Origin of the sequence: Candidatus Methylospira mobilis, assembly GCF_009498235.1 — a bacterium.
GTDB lineage: Bacteria > Pseudomonadota > Gammaproteobacteria > Methylococcales > Methylococcaceae > Methylospira > Methylospira mobilis.
The window spans coordinates 666,744-689,358 of the sequence record NZ_CP044205.1; the positions used below are offsets into that span (position 1 = coordinate 666,744).

Consider the following 22,615-nt stretch of genomic DNA (forward strand, 5'->3'; position numbering starts at 1 on the left):
AGCTATTTTTAACCCCATTCTTGACTTCGCACCCGAAAACTGTCGACATATCAATCAGGATAAATATCAGCAAATGCAATTCTGTTACCAGTTTAATAAAGAGGCGCTGAAAACATGAATACATTTTCTATATTTATCTCCTCACCGGGTGATGTGGACGACGAGCGCTGCCGCGCCGCGCGGGTAATTCACTCGTTGCAGCATAAATTCGACCGTTATCTTCAGCTGGAACCCATTTTCTGGGAACACCAGCCGCAAAGTGCGCATCAGCATTTTCAGGATCAGATACGCAAACTGCCTTCCGCTACCGACCTGGTGGTTTGCATACTCTGGTCTCGGCTGGGTACGCGTTTGCCGCCTGACAAATACCTGCGCGCCGACGGCACGCCTTACCGGTCCGGCACCGAGTTTGAATTCGAAGATGCGATGGAAGGCTACCTGCTGAGCGGCAAGTCTCCTGATTTATGGGTATATCGCAAGACAGCGGAAGTGTTGGCGCCGCTGTCGGATCGCCAACGCAAAGCGGAAATGGAACGGCAGAAGGATATGCTGGACGATTTTCTCGAGCATTGGCTGGGCGGCGCCGACGATCATTTCAAGGCCGGCTTCAACGGCTTTGCAGACGCCGATGAGTTTGAGCGGATGTTTGCGCAACATCTGGAAGCGGTTTTGCGCGCACGCTGTCCGCAATACCAGAAGGAAAGCGCCGAGCTGGCGGCCTGGAGCCCGGACATCTCGCCTTATCGAGGCCTGTCTTATTTCGGGCTGGAACATGCGCTGGTGTTTCATGGACGAGCCGCAGCACTGCATGCGCTATTGGGTCAGTTACAAACGCAGGCCGACGCGGGACATGCGTTTGTGCTGGTATTCGGGGCCAGCGGCGTTGGCAAGTCCTCGTTGCTGCGAGCGGGCATACTGCATGCGCTGGTCGTGGAACACCGCGCGCGAGGAGTGGATCACTGGCGTTATACGGTATGCCGGCCCACCGAAGCCGAAAACGGCGATTTGCTGCACAGTCTCTCAGCGCACTTACTGGAAGACAAGGCGCTGCCCGAACTGGGTACTGCCGGATTCGGCACAGTCGACGCGCTCGCCGCGCAGCTACGCGCGCATCCCGAAGGCTTGGCCGGACCGCTGGCTCTGGCGCTCGACCAAGCCGGAGAGACACTGCGGCTGCAGCGCCGCTGGAATTATCCGCCAGTGGTGAGATTGCTGCTGGTGGTGGATCAAATGGAAGAAATATTCCGTTTCGAATCCGTACAGCGCGACGAATTGCTGGCGGCGCTGGGAGCGTTGGCGGCCAGCGGCGCTGTCTGGGTCGCTGCTGCAATGCGTGACGAATTCTACCCGCAAGCCGCTGCCGATCCACTGTTGAGCGCACTGAAAACCGGTGCAGGCCAATACGATTTACAAGCGCCGAATGAAACGGAATTGGCGGAAATGATCCGTTACCCGGCACTGGCTGTCGGCATGGATTTTGAAAGTCGCGCCGGGCAGCGGCTTGACGCATTGTTGATGGAAAGCGCCACCGCCAATCGCAATGCTTTGCCGCTGCTTGAGTTTACATTGAATGCGCTTTACCTGTGCGCTCGTCGGCGCGGCGGAAAGTTGTTGAGTTTCGCCGACTTCGAAGCGTTGGACGGTCTTGAAGGCGCGGTAGCCACTGCTGCTGAAACCGTACTCGAACCTTTAGGCAAGTCCGCGTTGCTTAAGGTGCGCGACTTATTCCGGCAATTGGTGGAGCTCAATCATGGGCAGGCTATGGCTCGCCGTGCGAACCGCGCCGAGTTGGCTGCCGATCCGCTGAGCGCCCAGATTCTGGAGCGTTTTATTGATCAAGCTCGCCTGCTGGTGAGCAGCAAAGACGGCTCGGTAGAAATTGCTCATGCCGCACTGTTGCGTTCATGGAAACGCCTGGCAAATTGGATCGACGAAGACTCCGAGCTGCTTGCGATCCGTTCGCGTCTGGAAGAACTAGCCGCCGGCTGGCGCGACGCCGGTCATGACTCGGGATATCTGCTCAACCCCGGCAAGCAGGAACAGGACGCCAGACGATTACTGGAATTGCCTTGGGTGAAGCTGGCGGAGCTACCTGCAACATATCTGAACTTGTCGCTGAAACATATCAGGCGCAGGCGGCGCATGAAAATCCTGACACAGGCGGGCGCCGTGTCAGCGTTTTTGCTGCTGGCGGGCGGCTTTGGCTGGGGCAATTACCATGAGCGTAAAAAAGCGCAGATTGCGGCGGATCTGGCGATACAGGAGCGGGAAAAAGCGCAAACAGCTGAGCATCTTGCGATGCAGGTGGTCAAACGATTGACCTATCAACTGCCTGAACGGCTCGCCACCGTACCCGGCACCTTGCAGATACTGCAGGAAACATTCGAGCAAAACGCAGAGTTGCTGCAACGCATCGATACATTGCAGGGCGAGACCACAGAAAGCGAGCACGAAAAAGCAGTGAATCTGGATAAGCGAGGCAATCAACGCCTGGCCTTGGGAGATTTGAAGGGGGCATTGGAAAGCTATCTATCCAGCCATGTCGTTTTTGAAAAGCTGGCGGCGCAAGATTCTGCCAATGACGCATGGCAGCGCGATCTTTCGTTCAGTTACAACAAAATCGGCGACGTGCAGAGCGCGCAGGGCGATTTGTCCGCAGCTCTGACCAGCCACCGCGTCGGCCTGAATATCATTGAAAAGCTGGCGGCGCATGATTCAGCCAATGCCGGCCTGCAACGCGACCTTGCGCTGGGTTATAACAAAATAGGCGACGTGGAGCATGCGCGGGGCGATTTGTCTGCGGCGCTGGGCAGCTACAGAGCCGGACTGATGATCAGCAAGAGGCTGGCTGTGCAAGAGCCAGCCAATGCCGGCCTGGAGCGCGATCTTTCAGTCAGTTACAGCCGAATCGGCGACGTGCAGAGCGCGCAGAGCGACTGGGCGGGGGGACTGACCAGTTACCGGGCCAGCTTGGCCATCAGCGAAAAACTGGCGGCGCAGGACCCTGCCAATGTAGTGTGGCGCCGCGACCTTTCGCTCAGTTACAACAAAATCGGCGATGTCCAGAGTGCGCGGGGCGATCTGCCCGGCGCGCTGCTCAGCTACAAGTCCAGTCTGAACATTAGCGAAAAACTGGCGAAGCAGGACGGAAGCAATGCCCAATGGCAACGCGATCTTTCCATCAGTTACGGCAACCTCGGCGACGTGCAGCGCTTGCAAGGTTTTCTGGATGGAGCGCTGGGAAGTTACCGGGCGAGCCTTGCCATTGCCGAAAAGCTGGCGAAGCAGGATCCGGCCAATGCCGAATGGCAAAGCGATCTGGCTTTCAGTCATGACAAGCTGGGCGTGCTGTTACGGTTGATGGACAAGCCTGCCGACGCGCTGAAGCATTATCGCGCCGCGCTTACCATTTTCAAACCGCTCTGCGCACGCGCGCCGGATCAGGTTCAGTGGCGGCAGGCATTGGAAATTGCGCAAGGACAAATTGCCTCTATCGTGGCAGCAGATAAACAACAGGAGGAGGAGAAGCAGCGTTAACGCGCGGTTAAAGCCTATCAGGCAACTATTCAGCTTTGAGCAACCAATCAATCAGGTGATCGAATGAAAGTAAAAATTCCGTTAAACATTACTTCCCGGCTTGCAGATGTCATCAGGGCAAACGTGGGAGAAAAATCATTCACCCGTTGGCAGTTTATGTGGACAATGACTTCGCCGCTGTTCCGCGCAGTCAGGGAAACTGTATCCAATCGTAGCTTACGCTGCTGGCAAAGCGTTGACAAAGCCGTTGATTGGGTCGAGCGTCATGGGCTGTATATCATTGCTGGTTTGTTGCTGGTTTCGACCTTGCTGTGGTTTGCAGCGTTAAAGGGTAGCGTGCCTTCGCGATTGATCCATGGCTTTTTGTATTCGCTGCAATTCATAGTACTAAACAAGCGTGTGGACGATGTGCAGGAGACTCTGCTGCGATACGGGCTGTACCTGCCGCTGTTCGCTCTCCCGTTTTTTGCTTCCATCGCTTTTTTCGGCGCACTTTTCCGTGAGCGCTTGGTTCCGTTCTTGCAAACCAGGGAGGTCGCCACGCTGAATCATCATCATGTGATTGTCGGCTATGGCGCGTTTGGGCAGGCATTGGCGAAAGAGCTGGGTAAAAACGGGCGCACAGTGGTAGGGATAGATTTGCCGGGCTCTCCAGCGATCCCGGTGGCCAATTCCATTCTGCTGCGCTATGACGCATTGCATGTCCCGATTGTAAATAAGGCCAACATGGAAAGCGCCAAATGCGTCTATTTGCTACTGCCCAGTGAGCGCGACAATCTGAGAATACTGGAAAAAATAACTCAGCAGCTACAAAACAAAAACGTAAAAGTTTTCCTTCGTACAGAAACGAACAACATGCAGCGGCTTATTGCCGATTGGGTGGGACTCAAGGCGTTTAACCTGAATACGGGTCTGGATATTCGCCCCTGCAGTCCTATCGATATCGCCGCACGCGGCGTCGTCAATGCATATGCCCCCGACCTTTATGCAGCCACCGACCGCGAAGGGCCTATTGCTCAAATGGTGATGGTGACCGGCGCATCGGCAGCTGCAAAGGCGCTGGTGCTGCGGCTGGCCCGCATCGGCGTGTTTTCTCCCCAGGGGAAGCTGCAACTGGTTTGGGCCGGCGAAGGGGTGGACAAAGCCTACGCGGAAATTGCCGCCATCTATCCCGCTCTGGAAACCGGCTTCGACCGCCGCCAGTTTTGGGGGGCTCCGGCTGATATCTCTCAGATATATTTCGATCGCGTGTTGCCGCCGATCAAAATAGACATTCTGGATTCGCCTGCGGCGCACGCGATCCGGGGCGGCGCTCTTGACCATGTTTGCGGCGCACGACGGCCATCGGTGATTTACGTGTGCCACGAATCGGCTGTCCGCAATCTGGCCGAAGCCCGCGATTTGCAGGCGGCATTATGCAGCCATGACACGTTAATGGGTGAAAAAGAGAGCAGGCAACGTCTTATACTCGCCGTGCAAAGCCCATCGGTTCTGGGTATCGGCGATGGCGCAGATGTTGCTGTTTTAAATGTGCTGTCTTATCGCATTGAAGAGGTGTCTATTGATAGCGTATTTGCCAATACGGTTGCGGACGACCGTGCCGATGAGCTTGCCAAAGGCTTTGATTCCGCCTATGTGCAGCGCCGGAAAATAGATGAGCTGGCGTGGGTGCAGAAAAAGTTTTTCCTGAAGGAATCAAATCGTGAACTGGCAGATCATTTGGCGATCAAGGCCCGTTACTCTGGTATTGACGCGAAGAAGGTTGCAGATTGTGTGTTTAAAGGTACGGCTGCTATTTCAGATGATGACCGGAAGCTGATGGAGCTGCATCGGGACGACTTGATAGCGATGGAGCAGCTGCGCTACCGGGCGTTTATGTTCATGAACGGATTTGCGCATGGCAGTCGCCCTGAAGAAGAAGACGAACAAAAGAAATTTGGAAAGGAGCTGGATCGAAGCCTGCGCATTAATGCCTCCCTGCTGAAAGAAAATCTGTCTTCAACCGAGCGGGCCAAGGATGAAGACATCATCGACGTGTCATTGACGGCTTTGCGTTTGAGAAGCGCTGAAAACAGCAGGTAGCCGGCAGGGAGAAAACGGAATAGGGGGTATTGCGGAGCACAGTTCTCGTATTCAACCTTATTTCATGTCGGCTTGGTGGCCGGCAATTGTTAGCTTAACTCGCAGGGTACGCGGTGCGTATCCTTCTTCGCGTGGACATGAAATGATTTTCCAATCAAAATACACCAAAGTTCTCACCTCAATCAGTGCTTGGTATTTGTGACCTTGATTGTGTTTCCTGTTCAGAGCCTCACCTGCTTACTAATCTCAACGCATGTTTGAATTCGCCAGTCCCTGGTTTTTTCTAGCCTTGCCGCTGCCGTGGCTGGTACGCCGGTTCGCGCCGCCGTATAGCGGCGCGGCGCGCGCCTCCTTGCGCGTGCCTTTTCTTGACGAGCTCGAAGCGCTGCCAGGCGCCGAAACGTTACAGCCGAAGCTGTCTCATGAATGGCGTTTGTGGCTGGCGGTACTTGCCTGGGTATTGCTGGTGACGGCGAGCGCGCGTCCGCAGTGGCTGGGCGACCCGGTCGAGCAGGCGGTGAGCGGGCGCGATTTGCTGATGGCGGTCGATTTGTCCGGCAGTATGGAAATTGCCGACTTCAAGCTGGGCAACCAGCAAGTGGACCGCTTGACCGCGACCAAGGCGGTGGCGGGGCAGTTTATCGAGCGCCGCGTCGGCGACCGCATCGGATTGATATTGTTCGGCGATCACGCCTATCTACAGGCTCCTTTGACCTTCGACCGTAAAACCGTGCATACCCTGCTGGACGAGTCGGCGATCGGTCTGGCCGGAGAAAAGACCGCCATCGGCGACGCGATCGGGCTGGCGGTCAAACGCTTGCGCGACAACCCGGAAAATCAGCGTGTATTGATATTATTGACCGATGGAGCGAATACCGCAGGCGTGGTTTCGCCGCTGCAGGCCGCCGAACTGGCTGCCAGGGAAAAACTGAAAATCTACAGTATCGGCGTCGGGGCCGATGTGATGCTGGTGCGCGATTTTTTCGGCACGCGTCGCGTCAATCCGTCCTCTGATCTGGATGAAGACACCATGCGCGCATTGGCCGACAAAACCGGCGGGCGCTATTTCCGCGCGCGCGATACCGCGGAGCTGGGACAGATCTACCAGTTGCTGGACGAACTGGAGCCGGCGGTCAAGGAACAGCGTTCTTACCGCCCGCGCGAAGAGTTGTTCCCGTGGTTTCTAGGGGTTGCGTTGTTGATTGCCGCAGGACTGTTGCAATGGGGAGCCGTTAAAACATGACCGCGTTTCATTTTATCCGCCCCTGGTTTCTGCTCGGCCTGCTGCCGCTGGCCTGGTTCTGCTGGCGCAGTGTCTCGCATCGGCGCGATGCCGGCGCCTGGACGCGCTGGTGCGACGCGGCATTGCTGCCGCACATTCTGGATACGACGGAGAGCGGGCGCGACAGCCGCTGGTCGTTGCCGGTTTTTACGCTGGCGGGCTTTCTGGCGGTGCTGGCGCTGGCCGGTCCGGCATGGGAGCGTCTGCCGTCCCCGGTGTTTCGCAATAACACAGCGCTGGTGATAGTGCTCGATCTTTCCCGCACCATGGGAGCCGCCGATCTGAAACCGAGCCGTCTGGAGCGGGCGCGTTTCAAAATCACCGATCTGCTGAAGCAGCGCAAGGACGGTTATTCGGCTTTGGTGGTGTATTCCGGAGAAGCCTATACGGTTACGCCGCTGACCGACGACCGGGAAACCATAATTTCCCAACTCGCCGCATTGAACACCGATTTGCTGCCGACCCAGGGCAGCCGCGCCGATCTGGCGCTGGAGCGTGGCGCGCAGCTGTTGGAACAATCCGGCTTTGTGCGCGGCGACGTGCTGCTGATCACCAGCGGCGTCAATCTGACCCACGGCAGTCCGGCCGCCGAACAGTTGCGCGCCAAAGGCTATCGTTTGTCGGTGCTCGGCGTCGGCACCGAGGCCGGAGCGCCGGTGCCGCTGCCGGAAGGAGGGTTTTTGCAGGACGGCAAGGGAGCCACGGTAATTTCGCGGCTGGCCGCGCCTGCGCTGCAGAAGCTGGCTGCGGATGGCGGCGGTCAGTATCGGAGCGCAACATCGGACAACTCGGATTTGACGGCGCTGACGCGCTATTTCGAAGCCGGCGCGCGCGCGTCCGGCGCCATGAGCAGCGAAGCGCTGAAAATGGCGTTGTGGCTGGATCGCGGCCCCTGGCTGCTGCCGATCGTTTTGCTGCTGTCGGTTCTTGGGTTCCGGCGCGGTTTGCTGTCGATAGCTCTGGCTGTGTTGATTTATACCCCGGAACCGGCGCAGGCGTTCGAGTGGCGCGATTTATGGCAGACGCCGGATCAGCAGGGACGCGCGGCGATGGAAGCCGGACAGAACGAGCAGGCGGCGGATAAATTTCACGATCCGGCCTGGAAGAGCGCGGCGCTGTATCGGGCCAACCGTTACGGCGAAGCTGCCGAGGTTCTGAACGGTGCGGAAGGCGCCGATGCGGCCTATAATCGCGGCAACGCGCTGGCGAAGGAGGGTAAATATCAGGAAGCGTTGGCCGCGTACGATCAGGCGCTGAAAAAACATCCTGACGATGCCGATGCCCGTTACAACCGCGATCTGGTGGAAAAGAAACTGCAGGAACAGCAAAAAGATCAAAAGGAACAGCAAAAGCAGGATAAATCCGGTTCCGACCGGCAAGACCAGAAACCGCAGCAGGGAGCCCAGCAGGACCAAAAGCAGCAGGACGATAAACAGCAGGATGCAGGAAAGCAGGACGATTCCTCGCAAGGCGAAAACAAACAGAACGAAAACGCCGGGGACGATGCCGACAAGGACGGAAAAAGCGGCGAACAGGCGAATCGGAATGAGAGGCAATCGCCCGATCAGGCCGGAGAGCGGAACGCACCCGCTTCCGCGCAGGATAAAAGCGAAAAACAGCCTGAACAGGGTAGACCGCAAGAGTCGGAACAGGACCAACAGGGCGACAAGGCGGCAATGCAACAACCCGGCGCCGAAGATCAACAGGCGACGGAGCAATGGTTGCGGCGCATACCCGACGATCCTGCCGGTTTACTGAAGCGCAAGTTCCAATATCAATACCAGCAGAGACAGCAACAGCAGCGATGAAACAGGCTTACTTCCCGTCAAATTCGGCTTCGACAACTCGCTTTTCGGCAAACCGGCTTTTGCTTGCTGCGTCGATACTTTTATTCGTCAGTCTGTCCGCCGCAGGCGCAACCGAAATACGGGTGCGCCTGGACCGCAATCCGGTCCAGATGAACGAGTCGTTTACATTGGAATACAGCGCGGAATCATCGGTAGACGGCGAACCCGACTTTCACGAACTGGAACAGAATTTCGAGATCGTCAATCAGAGCCACGGCAGTCAGATGTCTATCAATAACGGTCATTACAGCCGTATGCTGCAATGGCGTTTAACGCTGGTGCCGCGCCGGGCCGGGGAGCTGGGCATTCCGTCTGTTCAATTCGGGCGCGATCGCAGCGAGCCGGTGGCCTTGCTGGTGGAAAGCGGTTCCAGCGGCTCAGGCAGAATGGGAGCGGCGAATACGGCCGATTTGCTGGTGGAAGTCAATGCAAGCACGCGCAACCCCTATGTGCAGTCGCAACTGATTTATACCGTCAAGGTTTTGCGGCGCGTGGACTTCGCCTCAGCCGATTTAAGCGAGCCGCAATTGCAGGATGCGCTGATAGAGCGTCTGGGCGACGACAAACACTATCAGGCGACGCGCGACGGTTTGAGCTATGAAATCATCGAACGCGCTTACGCCGTATTTCCGCAGAAGAGCGGACGCCTGACCATACCGCCTATACATCTGGAAGCGCAGGTGTTGGAAGGCGGCGGTTCGCGTTTCGGTTTTTTCGGCGCTCCGCAGACGCGGATTGAACGCATCAATTCCGAAGCGGTCGAACTGGATGTGAAACCTGTTCCCGCAGCATTTAGCGGCAAGCACTGGCTGCCGTCGGAGCAGCTGGTATTGGACGATGCCTGGTCGCAGGATTTGAAGCAGGCCAAGGCCGGGGAGCCGATAACACGCACCTTGATCCTGCGCGCGCGAGGTACTTCGATCGGTTTGCTGCCAGAGTTGAACTCCGCCCCGGCCGGTGCCGACGCGATTCGCAGCTATCCCGACCAGCCGGTACTGAACGAGGAAAAGCAGAGTCAGGGCATCGTCAGCGTACGTCAGGAAAAAATCGTGTTCGTGCCGGAAAAAGCCGGCGAGTATCATATCCCGGCGATAGAAATTCCATGGTGGAATGTCAAGACCGGCAAGCTTGAAACGGCAAGGGCTCCGGAGCAGACCTTGACGGTAACAGGAACCGGTGCGGCCGCTCAGCCGGCTGCGCCGCAGCAAGCTCAGGCATTGCCGCCGGTTGCCGCGCAAACTCCGGAGGATGCGGGCGCGGCGGCTGCCGTTCGCCAGGAATCGGATGCCGTTATCTGGTTTCCGCTGGCCATGCTGTTCGGGGCGGGGTGGATTGCGACTTTGGCGGGGATAGCTATCCGGGCTTTAAGGTTCAGGCATCGAAAGTCCGCGAGCGCGAGTGAATCTCAAAAAAGCACACCGGTACTGAAAGGCGATGTGATACATATCAGCGATAATGCCGTGGATGCGTTGAAGCGCGCCTGTTCCGGCAACGATGCGCCGGCGGCGCGGCATGCCTGGCAGATATGGATCGGGAAACAACCCGATGCAGAGCGCGTGCCTTATCTGAGCGGGCTGGCTGCGGAGTTGGAACAGCTTGACCGTTGTTTGTATGCAAAAAACGATGCGTCCTGGCAGGGCGCTGAATTCTGGAAAGCATTCGAATCCGTTCATCTGCAGATCAAATCCGCGCACAAAGCGGCTGGCCGCGCGAAGGACGAATTGGCGCCGTTGCACTTGTGAAAATCACATCTATTGCTCCGGCTTTCCGGGTTTGTGTGTTAACATGGGCCGCATTTTTCGTGGTTCGGGTAAACTAATGAAAGCACGGGTTTTGTGGGTTGAAAAGTCCAAGTTTTTGGGCGAGTCCGGCAGCGGGCATACGCTGGTCATGGATGGGGCGCCGGAGAATGGAGGCGAAAATCTGGGGCCGCGTCCTATGGAAGCGCTGCTGGTCGGCATGGGGGGGTGTACCGCTTATGACGTGGTTCACATTCTGAAAAAAGGGCGTCATGATATCCGCGGCTGCGAGTTGGTTTTGGAAGCGGAACGCGCCGAAACCGACCCCAAGGTTTTTACCCGTATTCATATACGTTATCTGGTCAGCGGCAAAGGGCTTACCGATGCGGTTGTGAAACGCGCGGTCGATTTATCGGCGGAGAAGTATTGCTCGGCGTCGATCATGCTGGGCAAGACTGCTGAAATAACGCATGATTATGAAATTGTAGAGGTTTAGCGGGCTCTTCCGGTCCGCTGACATGCAGTAAAGCGCGGGAAACACTGATTGTACGTTTTTCCCGACAACTATGATAAACAAGTTGTTGTTTTGTTCGGATTTACATGGGTAAGTTCGAGTAAATCAGAGCTTCTCCAGGTTCACGGTATTTTTGTTGATGGAAAAATTGCAGTTACACGGTTTCAATAACTTAACCAAGTCGTTAAGTTTCAATATCTACGATATTTGCTATGCAAAGTCGGAGGAGCAGCAGCGTCATTACATCGAGTACATCGACGAGGCGTATAACGCCGGACGTCTGACGCAGATATTGACCAGCGTGACCGATATAATCGGAGCCGAAATTCTGAACATCGCACGCCAGGATTACGAGCCGCAGGGCGCCAGCGTAACGATGCTGATATCGGAAGGCGATTTCATGCCGAATGCGATCAGCAATGCCGAAGGCCCCGGGCCTTTGCCTGATGCAGTGGTCGCGCATCTTGATAAAAGCCATATTACCGTCCATACCTACCCGGAAAGTCATCCGCACAACGGTATCAGCACCTTCCGCGCCGATATAGACGTTTCGACCTGCGGGCGTATCTCTCCGCTTAAGGCGCTGAACTTCCTGATCAGGAGTTTCGATTCCGATATCGTTATCATGGACTACCGCGTGCGCGGCTTTACGCGGGATATCAGCGGGCAGAAACATTACATCGATCACGAGATTACCTCTATCCAGAACTATATCGCGGACGTGACCGCCGATCGTTATCAGATGATCGATGTGAATGTGTACCAGGAAAATATCTTTCACACCAAGATGATACTGAAGGATTTCGATCTCGATAATTATCTGTTCGAGACCGCCAAGGATGCGCTGGACGCCGCCGAACGAATCGCCATTCAGAAACGCCTCAAGCAGGAAATGGCGGAGATTTTCTACGGGCGCAACTACAAGCTCAGGCGCTGACGGCTTGAGTAAATACAACCTCTGCGCCCTGATTCCGGGCAGTAGATAACATCAGCGAGAGCATCGGATAGCGGGCGCGGGCGCTATCCATCAGCTTCGTGGCGAGGGCGTTGTTTTCAACCAGACAAAAGCCGGTGGGGCCCCATGAGCTCTGGCCCAGGCCGGCAGCGCCTTGCCCTGCCAGCCAGTCCAGTGCGTCGCCTACTTCCGGGCTGGTGAATCTCCCTCCTTGAACGGACGCGAAGTGATCGCCTACGCTTTTTTGCAGATCGGTGATTACCGCGCCGAAGCCGGGAAGATCCGCCTCCGCAATTGCCGGCAACGCCTGCATCAGCACGCGATGACAGAGCCGCGCGGTTTCGCCGGCCGGAAAAGGAGGCAGCTTCCGGAAGGCATCGATTTCCTGTGCGCCGTGCAGGCCTTGTCCACGAGCATCGAACAACAGAATAATGCGCCATTCCTCCGGCACGTTGATCCGTGAGATCACCGGCGGCGTTTCGGTCAGCGAGCCTCGTCCGCCGTCTACGATGAATCCCCCCTGCTCGAAAACGGCAATGCCGATGCCGGAGCGCGCGCCTCGGCCTACCGCGCGCGCGATTTCGCGGACGCTTAGCTGCAGACCGAAATACGCCGCCAGTCCTGCGCCCACGGCGAGCGCGAGCTGGGTACCCGATCCCAGTCCGATATGTCCTGGGATGGCCTCTTCAATGCGTATGTGTACGTTATGGTCTGTACCCAGCGCATCGCAAAACAGCCGCGCGCTTTTAAGCGCGCTGTTCGCCTGGGGGCCTTCGGCTTGCAGCCCGGAGTCAGAGCCGGAAATAAGCAGACGCGTAGCAAGCTCGTTGACGGCAACGCCGATACTGCCGAACCGTCGTCCAAGCGAACCGTTCAGGTCAAGAAATCCCATGTGCAGGCGTGCAGGAGCAGTGACGCTGATCTGGCGGTGCGGGCTGGATAAATGGCTGGCGGACATTGAAAAGGTGACGGTGTGCTGGTGATTGATGACGTTGGCTGCGTATCCTATTGCATGCGTGCCGCTTTGTCGAATTGGATGGTTGTCTATCCGTTTTTTAAGTCCTGTCCGCTCCGGCAGATTTGCCGTTTCGTATAGCTGCGAATCGCTCATGCTGGTCGGCGCTTGCGCGCAAATCCATTTTTTGTACGGGGAAGGCAGCGCAGTGGATGACGGGTGCTTGTTTCCATACGCAAATTGCACTAATGTTGCAGCAATCGACTGCTACCCAATGAGCTAAGCAGATCGGTCCGACGCAAATTGGAATATCGTCAAAACCATTAGGTGATCAAATGACACGGCGCAACATTTTTTATGCACAGTCGGGAGGGGTGACGGCGGTAATTAATGCATCAGCCTGTGGTGTGATCGAAACGGCGCGGAGTTATCCCGAGTGTTTCGGGAAAATCTATGCCGGGCGTAACGGCATAGTCGGCGCATTGACGGAAAATTTGATTGACACCGGGCTGGAATCCGACGCATCCATAGCAGCATTGCGCCATACGCCGGGAGGTGCATTCGGTTCATGCCGCTACAAGCTCAAGAGCATGGATGAGAATCGCACGCAGTTCGAGCGCTTGATGAGCGTGTTCAAAGCGCATGATATCGGCTACTTTTTCTATAATGGCGGCGGCGATTCCGCCGACACCTGCCTGAAGGTGGCGCGTCTGGCGGACAGTCTTGATTTTCCGATTCAGGCGATTCATGTGCCCAAGACCATAGACAACGACTTGCCGCTGACCGATTGCTGCCCTGGTTTCGGATCGGTAGCGAAATATATTGCGATCGCCACGCGCGAGGCCAGTTTCGATGTCGCGTCGATGTGCGCGACATCGACGCAGATTTTCGTGCTGGAGGTGATGGGACGTCATGCCGGCTGGATAGCGGCGGCCGGCGGGCTGGCGGCGGATGACAGGCATGATCTTCCCATCGTCATCCTGTTCCCCGAGATACCGTTCGATAGCGCCGCTTTCCTCGCTCGCGTCAGCGAAAAAGTAGCGCAATATGGTTATTGTTCCGTCGTGGTTTCCGAAGGCGTCAAATTACCGGATGGACGATTTCTTGCCGATGCCGGAACGCGCGATGTGTTCGGGCATGCCCAACTGGGCGGGGTTGCACCGATGATAGCCGCTTTGATCAAGGATAAACTGGGTTACAAACATCATTGGGCGGTAGCGGATTATTTGCAGCGCGCCGGGCGGCATATCGCGTCTGCAACCGATGTCGAACATGCCTATGCCGTGGGGCGCGCCGCAGTGGAACTGGCTTTGGAGGGCAGAAACGCGGTGATGCCGACCATCGTGCGCACAGCTTCCTCACCGTATCAATGGGGGCTGGGCAGCGCCGTGCTGGAAGAGGTCGCCAATGTCGAAAAGAAAATGCCGCGCGATTTTATCAGTGTGGACGGGTTTGGCATTACGCCGGTCTGCCGGGCTTATTTACAGCCGTTGATTCAAGGGGAGGATTACCCTCCGTTCGTGCAGGGCTTGCCCGATTATGTCCGGCTTAAAAATGTAGCGGTTACTAAAAAGCTGCCGGTATTCGAACTGTGAGACTTACAACAATAATAAATAAAACAGAGGAACCACTATGCCCCGCAAACTGTTGGATTCAACCCGGCAATGGATTGTTACAATTCTCAGTGATCGCCGTAACCGCAATCTGGCGGTTATCGGTCTGATAATAACCGTTATTATCGGTATCGAAGAAAGCTGGGGCAGCGCTTTTGCTTTTCTGTCCGCATTGCTGGCATTGCTGGAGTGCCTGAATACGCTGGATTGGCTGCACAGCCGGCCATCCGCGAACGGGTCATTGCAAGGCGCCGTTCAGGCGATTCAACAGGCGGCGGACGCCTGTTGGCGGCGTTTATACAAAACCCTGGCGGCTGTGGCCGCGTTGCTGCTGCTGCCGGTAGCCTGGCTGCTGGACTGGGATGTCGCAGGAGGCTTCGCCGCCGGTTCGATACTGTCCGCGCTGGCGGGATATCTGGGCCTTACGGTATCGATACGCAGTCATGGCCGCGCCGCCCAGGCTGCGCAGCAGGGCTTGCCGGCGGTTTTTGGCGTTGTGTTTAAAGGCGCTGCGGTAACCGGTTTGCTGGTGGCTGCGCTGGGTCTGCTGGGCGTCGCCGGCTGCTACGCAATTCTGACTCTGCTTGGCTCCGAGGAGCCACTGAGCGCATTGGTAGGTTTTGTCGCGGGCGCTTCGCTGGTTTCTATTTTTGCACGTGTGTGCGGCGGCATCATCAGCAAGGCTGCGGATATTGCAGGCGATGTTTCCGGACAACCGACGACCGACTCCCCTGCGCTGGATTTGCGTAATCCAGCCTCAATCACTCAACGCTTGGGAGAGAGTATACGCGATGGCGTGGGTATGGCCGGGGACTTGTTCGAAACCTATACTGCGACCCTGATGGCGACGATGCTGCTCGCAGCCATACTCACCGGGGGGCTGGAATCGGCGGTCGCTTTTCCGCTGTTGCTTGGCGGCGCCTCGCTGTTGGCAAGCGTCGTAGCGCTGGCATCGGTGCGTCTGGAAGAAGGGCACATACTCGCCGCCTTGTTACGCATCGTTCTGGTTGCGGCCGGACTGTCCTCGCTGACGTTTTATCCGCTGTGCCTGCTGACTTTTGGCGGAGGTATGCAGATGGGTTCGGAACATGTCTCCGCTCATGGCGTCTATTTCGCGGCGCTGACCGGTTTCGCGCTCAGCGCCGCGCTGGTGGCGCTGGCCGGGTATTACACCTCGGCCAGCTACGCTCCGTTACGTTCCGTGGCGGTTGCAGCGCGCGGCGGCATTGCAAATTTATTCACGGCGGGGCTGGTGCTCGCAATGAGGTCGACGCTATTGCCGATTCTGGCGGTTTGCACGGCAATCTGGGCGGCGCATGCTTTTGCCGGTTTGTTTGGCGTTGCGGTGGCCGCAACTGCAATGCTGTCGTTAACGGGGCTGGTGGCGGGGCTGGATGTTTTTAACCCGATCGCAGCCAATGCGGGCTATATCTCCGAATTGGCCGATACGCCTGCCGCAGTACGACATGCGGCTCGGGAAATCGCGGCTGCCGGCCGCGCTCTGCAGGCATTGACGCGTGGCTATGCGCTGGGTGGCGCGGCGCTGGCCGCCGTGGTTATTTTTGCCGATTACACCGATTTTCTGGCCGAAACCGCAGGTTTCGTGCTGCTCGATTACCGGGTGGTCGTCGGTTTATTGCTGGGCGCGCTGATTCCCTATCTATTCGTTGCCTTGTTGATACCCGCAGTCAATCGGCCGGCGGCTGAACTGGTAAACGAGGTGCGCCGTCAATGGCGTACCCGCCCGGGTATTTTCGATCGAACCGATACGCCCGAGTATGCGCGCGCTGCGGATCAACTGACGCGTTTGTCGCTGCAGGAAACGGTATTGCCTGTGTTACTGCCCATTTTGATTCCGATAGCCGCAGGATTTTTATTGGGAGCCGAAGTATTGGGTGGTTTGCTGCTCGGCGCATTGGTGACCGGGTTGTTGTTGGCAATAACGTTGAGTACTGCGGGCAGCGTTTGGGGCAATGCCAGAAAATATATCGAAGAAGGGCATTACGGCGGCCAGGATTCGGAGGCGGCCAAAGCAGCGTCGACTACCGACGCCGTCGGTGCTCCTCTGAAGGATGTGGTCGGACCCGCGCTGGGCGTAATGATAAAAGCGGTCAGCATAGTCGGGTTGTTGATTGCTCCGTTGCTATAGCAGGCATGTATGTTTTTTTCAGAAATCCCTGTCTTTTTGATAAATTGCTTGAGATGCGCGAGGAGGCTGTCATACCCGCCGTGAAGCGGAGTTTCAGCGCCATGACGAGTGGATTCAAGACCGGATTACTCCGTCGCGCATCCCTGCGGTTTGGGCTGCGCTCCGCTCCGCACTACGTGCGTTTAAACTCGATCCGGTTGACTTTGTTCGGTCATCTCCCCGCTGAATGACAGCTATGACTATAGGATCGGGGGAATAATTTCGCTAATCAAGAATCACTAAAACCATTAAAAACTGACAGGTGGTAACTATGGTAGAAAACGATGATTCGCTATTTTCCAACCGCCGCTACGCATTCAGCGTCGACGGGCTTTCCCCGCAGTCATTCGAAGTGGTGCGTTTTGACGGAGAAGAGGCTATGTCGACGCTGTACCGCTTCGATTTGCTGCTGGCGTCCACCGACAGCGATATCGACGAAGGCGCGCTGATAACCCAGACCGCGCAATTCAGCCTGAATGACGGCGTCGAAGGCGGGCATCCTACCGTTTATCGCGGCCTGGTGCAGTCGTTTATCTACCAGTACCAGATCAGCGGCTGGACCTTTTATCGCGCCACGCTGACGCCTAAATTGTGGTTGCTGGATACATTCTACCTGTCCGAAATTTATCTGGAAAAGACGCGCCCGGAGATTTTCCTGACCATCCTGAATAATGCCGGCTTCAGCTTCGATGATTTCGATGTGCGTTTCGTGGAAACGCCGGACCATCCCCAACGCGAATTTGTCTGCCAGTACCAGGAAAGTTACCTCACGTTTATTGCGCGCTGGCTGGAACGCGTGGGAATTTACTGGTGGTTCGAAGACATGGAAGGCAAGGAAAAAGTGGTATTCAGCAATACCCTCATGGGACATAAGGAAGAGGCTTTGCTGTTGCATTACCAGCCGCCGGGCGAGCTGGATGCGCTGATCGGCCGGCAGCGCCGTATCCAGAGTCTGGAACTGGAAGCGCGCAACCTGCCGAAAACCATCGTGATTCGCGATTACAACGAGCAGCGAGCCGGCATGGAAATTATGGGCGCGACGACGGTCGATCCGAACGGCAGCGGCGAAGTGCACATTTTTGGCGAGCATCTGCAAAACAACGACGAAGCCGCGAAATTTGTCGCATTGCGCGCCGAAGGTTTTCGCTGCCGCAAGCATATCTATCGGGGCAGCAGCACGGCGACCGGTCTGCGCTGCGGCGAATTCATGGCGGTGCAGGGCCATCCTCGCAGCCGTTTCAACCAGCGTTACCTGGTGACCGGCGTCAGGCATCGCGGTTCGCAGTCCGGCTTGTTGCTGGAAGGACTGAGTGTGCCTGTCGAGATCGATGCGAACCGCTCCGGCGATTTTTACCTGGCCGAGATCACCGCGATACCCGCCAATGTGCAGTTCCGTCCGGAAATCACCCATCCCTGGCCGAAAATCGAAGGCACGATGACCGGCTTCATTGACGCGGAAGGCAGCGGTAAATACGCCGAGCTGAATGAAAACGGCGAATACAAAGTGCAGCTGCCTTACGATATTACCGAGAAAAGCGCCAAGAAAGCCTCGGCATGGATACGCATGGCCAGCCCCTACGCCGGCGTGGATGACGGCGGTTCCGGCCATGGCATGCACTTCCCGCTGCATAAAGGCGCGGAGGTACTGCTGTCCTTCAGAAACGGCAATCCGGACAAACCGGTCATCATCGGCGCCGTGACCAACTCGATCACCCCGAACATGGTGACCAACGAAAACCAGACGCAATCGGTTATCCATACAGCCGGCGGCAACAGCCTGGAGTTTCATGATGAGGAAGGTCAGCAGGGCATACATTTCTATTCGCCGACAGCCGATACCCATTTCCAGATAGGGGCATATGAGTCGACTCCGAAGAGCGCCGGCGCTGCGGCTTCGGACGGGTTTGATGATACGGGTTCGAGCGGCACGGACGGCGGGAATCCTTCAGTGAATGCCGGCGAGGCTGGCGTTTCGCTCAAAACCACAGGCACTTTATCGGTAAACATAGGCGGCAAATCCAATACTTCCAATCAGTCCGACTGCGTAACCGAGACAACAGGAAACAGCGAGGCGGTTACTTTCGGGAATAGCTCGACAATAACGTGGGGATCAAGCAATTCAGTAACCGGTGGCGCAACCAACTCCGTGTGTCTGGCAACCAATACGGCCGCATCGATAGGTATAACAACGGGGCTTAATCTGGGAGGGAGCCTGAGCATCGCTCTGGGGGGGAGTCTGAATATCGCCACGCCTTGGGTCTATCAAATAGGACCGGACGCAGTCACATTATTCGATAAGAAAACCGATGTGGCAACTGAGACCATTACAACTGAAGCTCCCGTAATTGCAAATAATGCAACTACATCCATTACAAATATGACCCCTCAATTATCGAGTTTTGCGACAGATATTATTAATATTGCGGAGACTTCCATTTCAACTGAAGCTCCCGCTATAAATATTACCGGGAAGCTTGGTATTGAGGGAGACACCACAATTACCGGCGCGGTTCAAGTCACCGGCGATACGGAAATGGCTGGGGCGCTCGAAGTGAATGGCGCTACCACGCTTAACGGCGATTTAATGGTGGATGGCGTATCCACATTCTCCGGGGTTGCCAGCTTTTTTGCCTGATGTTTTGCGCCGGTCAGCATGTCTTCATGCCTCACCATTAAAATAAAACCCATAAGCTTATGAAAACAATTAAGGAACTCGATCATATTGTGTTCAGGCGGCCCCTGGGGCTGAACAATGGCTTATGGTTATCGGTCGCGGTGGGGAGCTTTTTTCACCTGGACGAACCCGAAAAAACCGGCACATCCATCGAGCTATGGAAGCTCGTCGCCGAGACGCTGGGCGAGGGCGCGATACTGGATGGTGCCAACCCCAAGCCGGTGGGCGAGTTTATGGTGTGCGGCGCCTGCTGGTCGGCATCGGGTGCGCCGACAGCCTCTTCCGAAGTTCAAGCCGGCGTCGGGAAAGTCTGCAAACGGCTTACCGTTTACGGCGACCGCGAATGGCTGCCGCCCGGCAGCGAATCCCCGTTGCGAATTTCGGAGCCCAAACCCTTTGTGAGCATGCCGGTCGACTGGGCGCATGCCTATGGCGGGGAAGGCTACGCGCTCAACCCGGCCGGCCTGGGCGTCAAACCTCAGCCGCCGTTTGCAAGCTGGCCGTTGCCCAACATCGAAAACGCCGCGACTCCCCGTTCTTCCGCAGATCAGACACCGCCTGCAGGCTTCGGCATGATCGACGCCAAGAACCCGCTTCGTCGCCGGAATATGGGTACTTACGACCCGGGCTGGCTGGAAAACCGCTGGCCTTACTATCCGGATGATTTCGATCGCAGCTACTTCAATTGCGCGGCAGCGGATCAGCGCCTCGAAGCCGGTTTTTTCAATCCCGGCGATCCGATTGCGATCCACAACATGCATCCTGCTAAATCAGAGTTGCAGAGCCGATTGCCGCATCTGCGCCATCGGGCGTTTATCGTACAACAACAGGGCGGCAAGGAGGTTTTCCTCGAAGCGCCGTTGAGCATCGACACGGTATGGCTGTGGCCGGATCGCGAGCGCGGGCTGGTGCTGGCGCGCGGGATGTTTCCGATAGCCGATGACGAGGCCGATGATGTCAAGCTGCTGTTTACGGTGACCGAGCCGCTGTCCGACCCTCCGTTATCTGTTAACGAATGGTATGAAAAGCTCCAGTGCCGTCTGGCGCGCAAGGTGCCGTTCGATTTGCCGCCGCAGATTCCCGATAAGGATGAAGCGCTAAAAAATGCCGCCGCCAAGCTCGAATCGCTGCCGGACGAACTGCGCAAATTGAAGGCCGATAGCGATTCCTCATCAGCGCTGCCGGACGTCAGCGCGGAAAAAATGGAACAGGAAATTCTGCAGGACGAAGCTAAAATTGCGGCATTGCTGGAAAATCCTGCTTATGGCACCGCCTTGCAGGTCAACGCGTTGCGCAAGGCCATCAAATCGCGCCGCGCCGGGGCGCAGGGGTTCACCAGGCAGGAAGAGGTGGAGAAGCTGGTGGCCGTCCCTTTTGATATCGAACTCCCGTTGACGCAGATGCGGGCTCAGTTGCAGTCGCTCAACACCGGCAACCCGCAAAAATACGCGGAACTGGCTGCCGGGCTGGATAGGGCCGAAGAACGAGTCAGAGGTTTAAAGGCGAAAGCGGCCGCCGCCCAACAGCGTGTACTGGACAACCCCGGCAAGAGCCCCGCCGAATTGCTGATCGAAACCGCGCAGGATTTGCTGCAGCGGCGGGACCAATTGATCGAGGAGCTGAAGCAGTTGCGGGAATCGCTCAAAACCGATGGTTTCTCGATTCTGCAGCGTGAAATGGCGTCCGGCGAAGTGCAGCGGATAGAGCTCCGCTTGAAACAGGTCGGCCCGAAGCTGGAAGCTTTGACCCGCAACGCCGCACAAAACCAAGCGCAAAAAGATGAAGTACTGAACCGTCTGGTCGAAATGAGCGAACGCGTGGCCAGGCGTCAGCCGTGGTTCGCTGAACAAACGGCTGAGTTGGACCTCGCCGCACTGATAAAGCAAATCAGGCAGGAAAAGCTGGCCGAAACCCGGTCTTTGCTCGATGTGCAGATGCCTGCGGGGGTTAAAGCGCCCGACTTGGCGGCGGAGATCGAAAAGACCTTAAAAGCGCGGGAGGAAGCCGGGCCTGATCAGGCGCCGGATTTTTCCAGAATGCTGGATGAAATGCCGCCCGAGGCAATGGCGAAAATCCCTCCGGCAGAGCTTCAAAAACTGAAGGATCTCATGGCCGGCGCCAACAAACGCATGGCTGAGTTGAACGAGAAAAAACCCGACGGCAAACTGGATTTGGGAAAATATCATCCGTCCCAGAAAGTAATGACGCGCGAAACTATTAGGCAAACGGTGGCGGAAGGCGGATCTTTGGCGGGGTGCGATTTTACCGATCTCGATTTGTCGGGGCTGGATCTTGCCGGCGGGTGCTTCGAGGACGCGCATTTCGTCAGAACCAATCTGCAGAGTGCGCGTTTCAACGGGGCTAAATTAAACGGCGCGAATTTCGATGCCGTGGATGCGGGCGAAGCCGATTTCAGCGAGGCCAACCTGGAAAAAAGCCGGTGGCTGAATAAGTGCGTGGCGGACAAGGCGCGCTTCGATCAGGCTCGGGCGAGCGGGATGTATGTGCAGGGTTGCAGTTTCAAACAAAGCGATTTTTCCGGGGCGAATCTTGAATCGGCTGTTTTTATAAAATCGGAGCTGGATCAGGCCGGTTTCCATAAGGCGCAAATGAAGAAGGCGGTGCTGAGCGAAACCAGCGCTACGGCGTGCGATTTTTCCGCTTCAGCCTGGAGCAACGCGGTGATCAAGCATTCCTGCATTGCATCTTCTTCGTTCGAAGACTGCCGTTCCCCGAAAATGCTGATTTGGAACAGCGACGCCAAAGAGCTCAAAGCCGGCAGGGCGATGCTGGATCGCTTTACCGTCGGTGGAGCGGGAAGCCGTCTGGACGGCAGCTGTTTCGATGAAGCCACGCTGACGCACACCAGCCAGCTCAATATTTCGGCGCAACGGGTCAGCGCGCGCCGCGCCATTCTGGATCGCGGCTATTTTCTGAAAGTGGATATGTCCGGTTCCGACTATTACGGCGCGCGTGCGCCAGGCGCGCGGTTGACGCGCTGTATGCTCAGCGAGGTCAACATGGGCGCAATCAACCTGATGAGCGGATCTTTGCGCAAATCCGGGTTTGCAAAAACCGATCTTTCGGCGAGCTGCTTGTACGCCGCCGAGTTTTATCAGGCCAGGTTCGTGGAAACACGGCTGGATGGGGCTTACACTGCGGGTTCCGGGTTAACCGCGAAACAGCGTTTGGCGGCGGCGCGATCGCATGACGAGGAGAAAAATTAACC

Annotated in this window: 12 protein-coding genes; 11 read left to right on the top strand and 1 reads right to left on the bottom strand. The window is 56.7% G+C overall.

Annotated features, from left to right (window positions below; genetic code table 11):
- Nucleotides 1-114 precede the first annotated feature (114 nt).
- The 7 genes from F6R98_RS02810 (at nucleotide 115) to speD (ending at nucleotide 11,938) form a co-directional block, all read left to right on the top strand.
- A complete protein-coding gene (locus tag F6R98_RS02810; protein WP_153247670.1) occupies nucleotides 115-3,537 on the top strand; it encodes a tetratricopeptide repeat protein in 3,423 nt (1,140 codons plus the stop codon).
- Nucleotides 3,538-3,600: 63 nt separating this feature from the next.
- Complete coding sequence (locus tag F6R98_RS02815) at nucleotides 3,601-5,619, top strand: NAD-binding protein (RefSeq protein ID WP_153247671.1); 2,019 nt, start codon at nucleotides 3,601-3,603, stop codon at nucleotides 5,617-5,619.
- 253 nt (nucleotides 5,620-5,872) lie between these two features.
- Complete coding sequence (locus F6R98_RS02820; protein ID WP_153247672.1) at nucleotides 5,873-6,862, top strand: vWA domain-containing protein; 990 nt, start codon at nucleotides 5,873-5,875, stop codon at nucleotides 6,860-6,862.
- Nucleotides 6,859-8,709: a VWA domain-containing protein gene (locus tag F6R98_RS02825; protein WP_153247673.1), complete on the top strand. Its 1,851-nt coding sequence runs from the start codon at nucleotides 6,859-6,861 to the stop codon at nucleotides 8,707-8,709. Before F6R98_RS02820 ends, F6R98_RS02825 begins: the two co-directional genes overlap by 4 nt.
- A complete protein-coding gene (locus F6R98_RS02830; RefSeq protein WP_194270106.1) occupies nucleotides 8,706-10,490 on the top strand; it encodes a BatD family protein in 1,785 nt (594 codons plus the stop codon). The genes F6R98_RS02825 and F6R98_RS02830 overlap by 4 nt, the downstream gene beginning before the upstream one ends.
- 76 nt (nucleotides 10,491-10,566) lie before the next feature.
- Nucleotides 10,567-10,983 carry an OsmC family protein gene (locus F6R98_RS02835; RefSeq protein ID WP_153247675.1) on the top strand — a complete coding sequence of 139 codons (417 nt, stop codon included), beginning with the start codon at nucleotides 10,567-10,569 and terminating at the stop codon, nucleotides 10,981-10,983.
- A gap of 157 nt (nucleotides 10,984-11,140) precedes the next feature.
- Nucleotides 11,141-11,938, top strand: a complete 798-nt coding sequence (speD, locus tag F6R98_RS02840) for an adenosylmethionine decarboxylase (RefSeq protein ID WP_153247676.1) — start codon at nucleotides 11,141-11,143, stop codon at nucleotides 11,936-11,938.
- Here the strand turns inward: speD and F6R98_RS02845 are convergent.
- Nucleotides 11,928-13,067 (bottom strand): beta-ribofuranosylaminobenzene 5'-phosphate synthase family protein, encoded by a 1,140-nt coding sequence (locus F6R98_RS02845; RefSeq protein ID WP_315700352.1) that lies wholly within the window; start codon nucleotides 13,065-13,067, stop codon nucleotides 11,928-11,930. The genes speD and F6R98_RS02845 overlap by 11 nt on opposite strands.
- A 179-nt stretch (nucleotides 13,068-13,246) precedes the next feature.
- On the opposite strand from F6R98_RS02845, the gene F6R98_RS02850 reads away from it, so the two are divergent.
- From F6R98_RS02850 to F6R98_RS02865, 4 genes are all read left to right on the top strand, one after another.
- Nucleotides 13,247-14,506, top strand: a complete 1,260-nt coding sequence (locus F6R98_RS02850) for a 6-phosphofructokinase (RefSeq protein WP_153247677.1) — start codon at nucleotides 13,247-13,249, stop codon at nucleotides 14,504-14,506.
- A 37-nt stretch (nucleotides 14,507-14,543) separates the two neighbouring features.
- Nucleotides 14,544-16,673 carry a sodium-translocating pyrophosphatase gene (locus F6R98_RS02855; RefSeq protein WP_153247678.1) on the top strand — a complete coding sequence of 710 codons (2,130 nt, stop codon included), beginning with the start codon at nucleotides 14,544-14,546 and terminating at the stop codon, nucleotides 16,671-16,673.
- A 310-nt stretch (nucleotides 16,674-16,983) separates the two neighbouring features.
- A complete protein-coding gene (locus F6R98_RS02860; protein WP_153247679.1) occupies nucleotides 16,984-19,347 on the top strand; it encodes a type VI secretion system Vgr family protein in 2,364 nt (787 codons plus the stop codon).
- A gap of 59 nt (nucleotides 19,348-19,406) precedes the next feature.
- Nucleotides 19,407-22,613 (top strand): DUF2169 domain-containing protein, encoded by a 3,207-nt coding sequence (locus F6R98_RS02865; protein WP_153247680.1) that lies wholly within the window; start codon nucleotides 19,407-19,409, stop codon nucleotides 22,611-22,613.
- Nucleotides 22,614-22,615 lie beyond the last annotated feature (2 nt).

What these genes read in the sequence shown, in the direction of transcription:
- speD (WP_153247676.1), top strand. Translation starts at nt 11,141, where the DNA reads ATGGAAAAATTGCAGTTACACGGTTTCAATAACTTAACCAAGTCGTTA.
- F6R98_RS02810 (WP_153247670.1), top strand. Translation starts at nt 115, where the DNA reads ATGAATACATTTTCTATATTTATCTCCTCACCGGGTGATGTGGACGAC.
- F6R98_RS02845 (WP_315700352.1), bottom strand. Translation starts at nt 13,067, where the DNA reads ATGAGCGATTCGCAGCTATACGAAACGGCAAATCTGCCGGAGCGGACA.
- F6R98_RS02830 (WP_194270106.1), top strand. Translation starts at nt 8,706, where the DNA reads ATGAAACAGGCTTACTTCCCGTCAAATTCGGCTTCGACAACTCGCTTT.
- F6R98_RS02850 (WP_153247677.1), top strand. Translation starts at nt 13,247, where the DNA reads ATGACACGGCGCAACATTTTTTATGCACAGTCGGGAGGGGTGACGGCG.
- F6R98_RS02860 (WP_153247679.1), top strand. Translation starts at nt 16,984, where the DNA reads ATGGTAGAAAACGATGATTCGCTATTTTCCAACCGCCGCTACGCATTC.
- F6R98_RS02865 (WP_153247680.1), top strand. Translation starts at nt 19,407, where the DNA reads ATGAAAACAATTAAGGAACTCGATCATATTGTGTTCAGGCGGCCCCTG.
- F6R98_RS02855 (WP_153247678.1), top strand. Translation starts at nt 14,544, where the DNA reads ATGCCCCGCAAACTGTTGGATTCAACCCGGCAATGGATTGTTACAATT.
- F6R98_RS02825 (WP_153247673.1), top strand. Translation starts at nt 6,859, where the DNA reads ATGACCGCGTTTCATTTTATCCGCCCCTGGTTTCTGCTCGGCCTGCTG.
- F6R98_RS02820 (WP_153247672.1), top strand. Translation starts at nt 5,873, where the DNA reads ATGTTTGAATTCGCCAGTCCCTGGTTTTTTCTAGCCTTGCCGCTGCCG.
- F6R98_RS02835 (WP_153247675.1), top strand. Translation starts at nt 10,567, where the DNA reads ATGAAAGCACGGGTTTTGTGGGTTGAAAAGTCCAAGTTTTTGGGCGAG.
- F6R98_RS02815 (WP_153247671.1), top strand. Translation starts at nt 3,601, where the DNA reads ATGAAAGTAAAAATTCCGTTAAACATTACTTCCCGGCTTGCAGATGTC.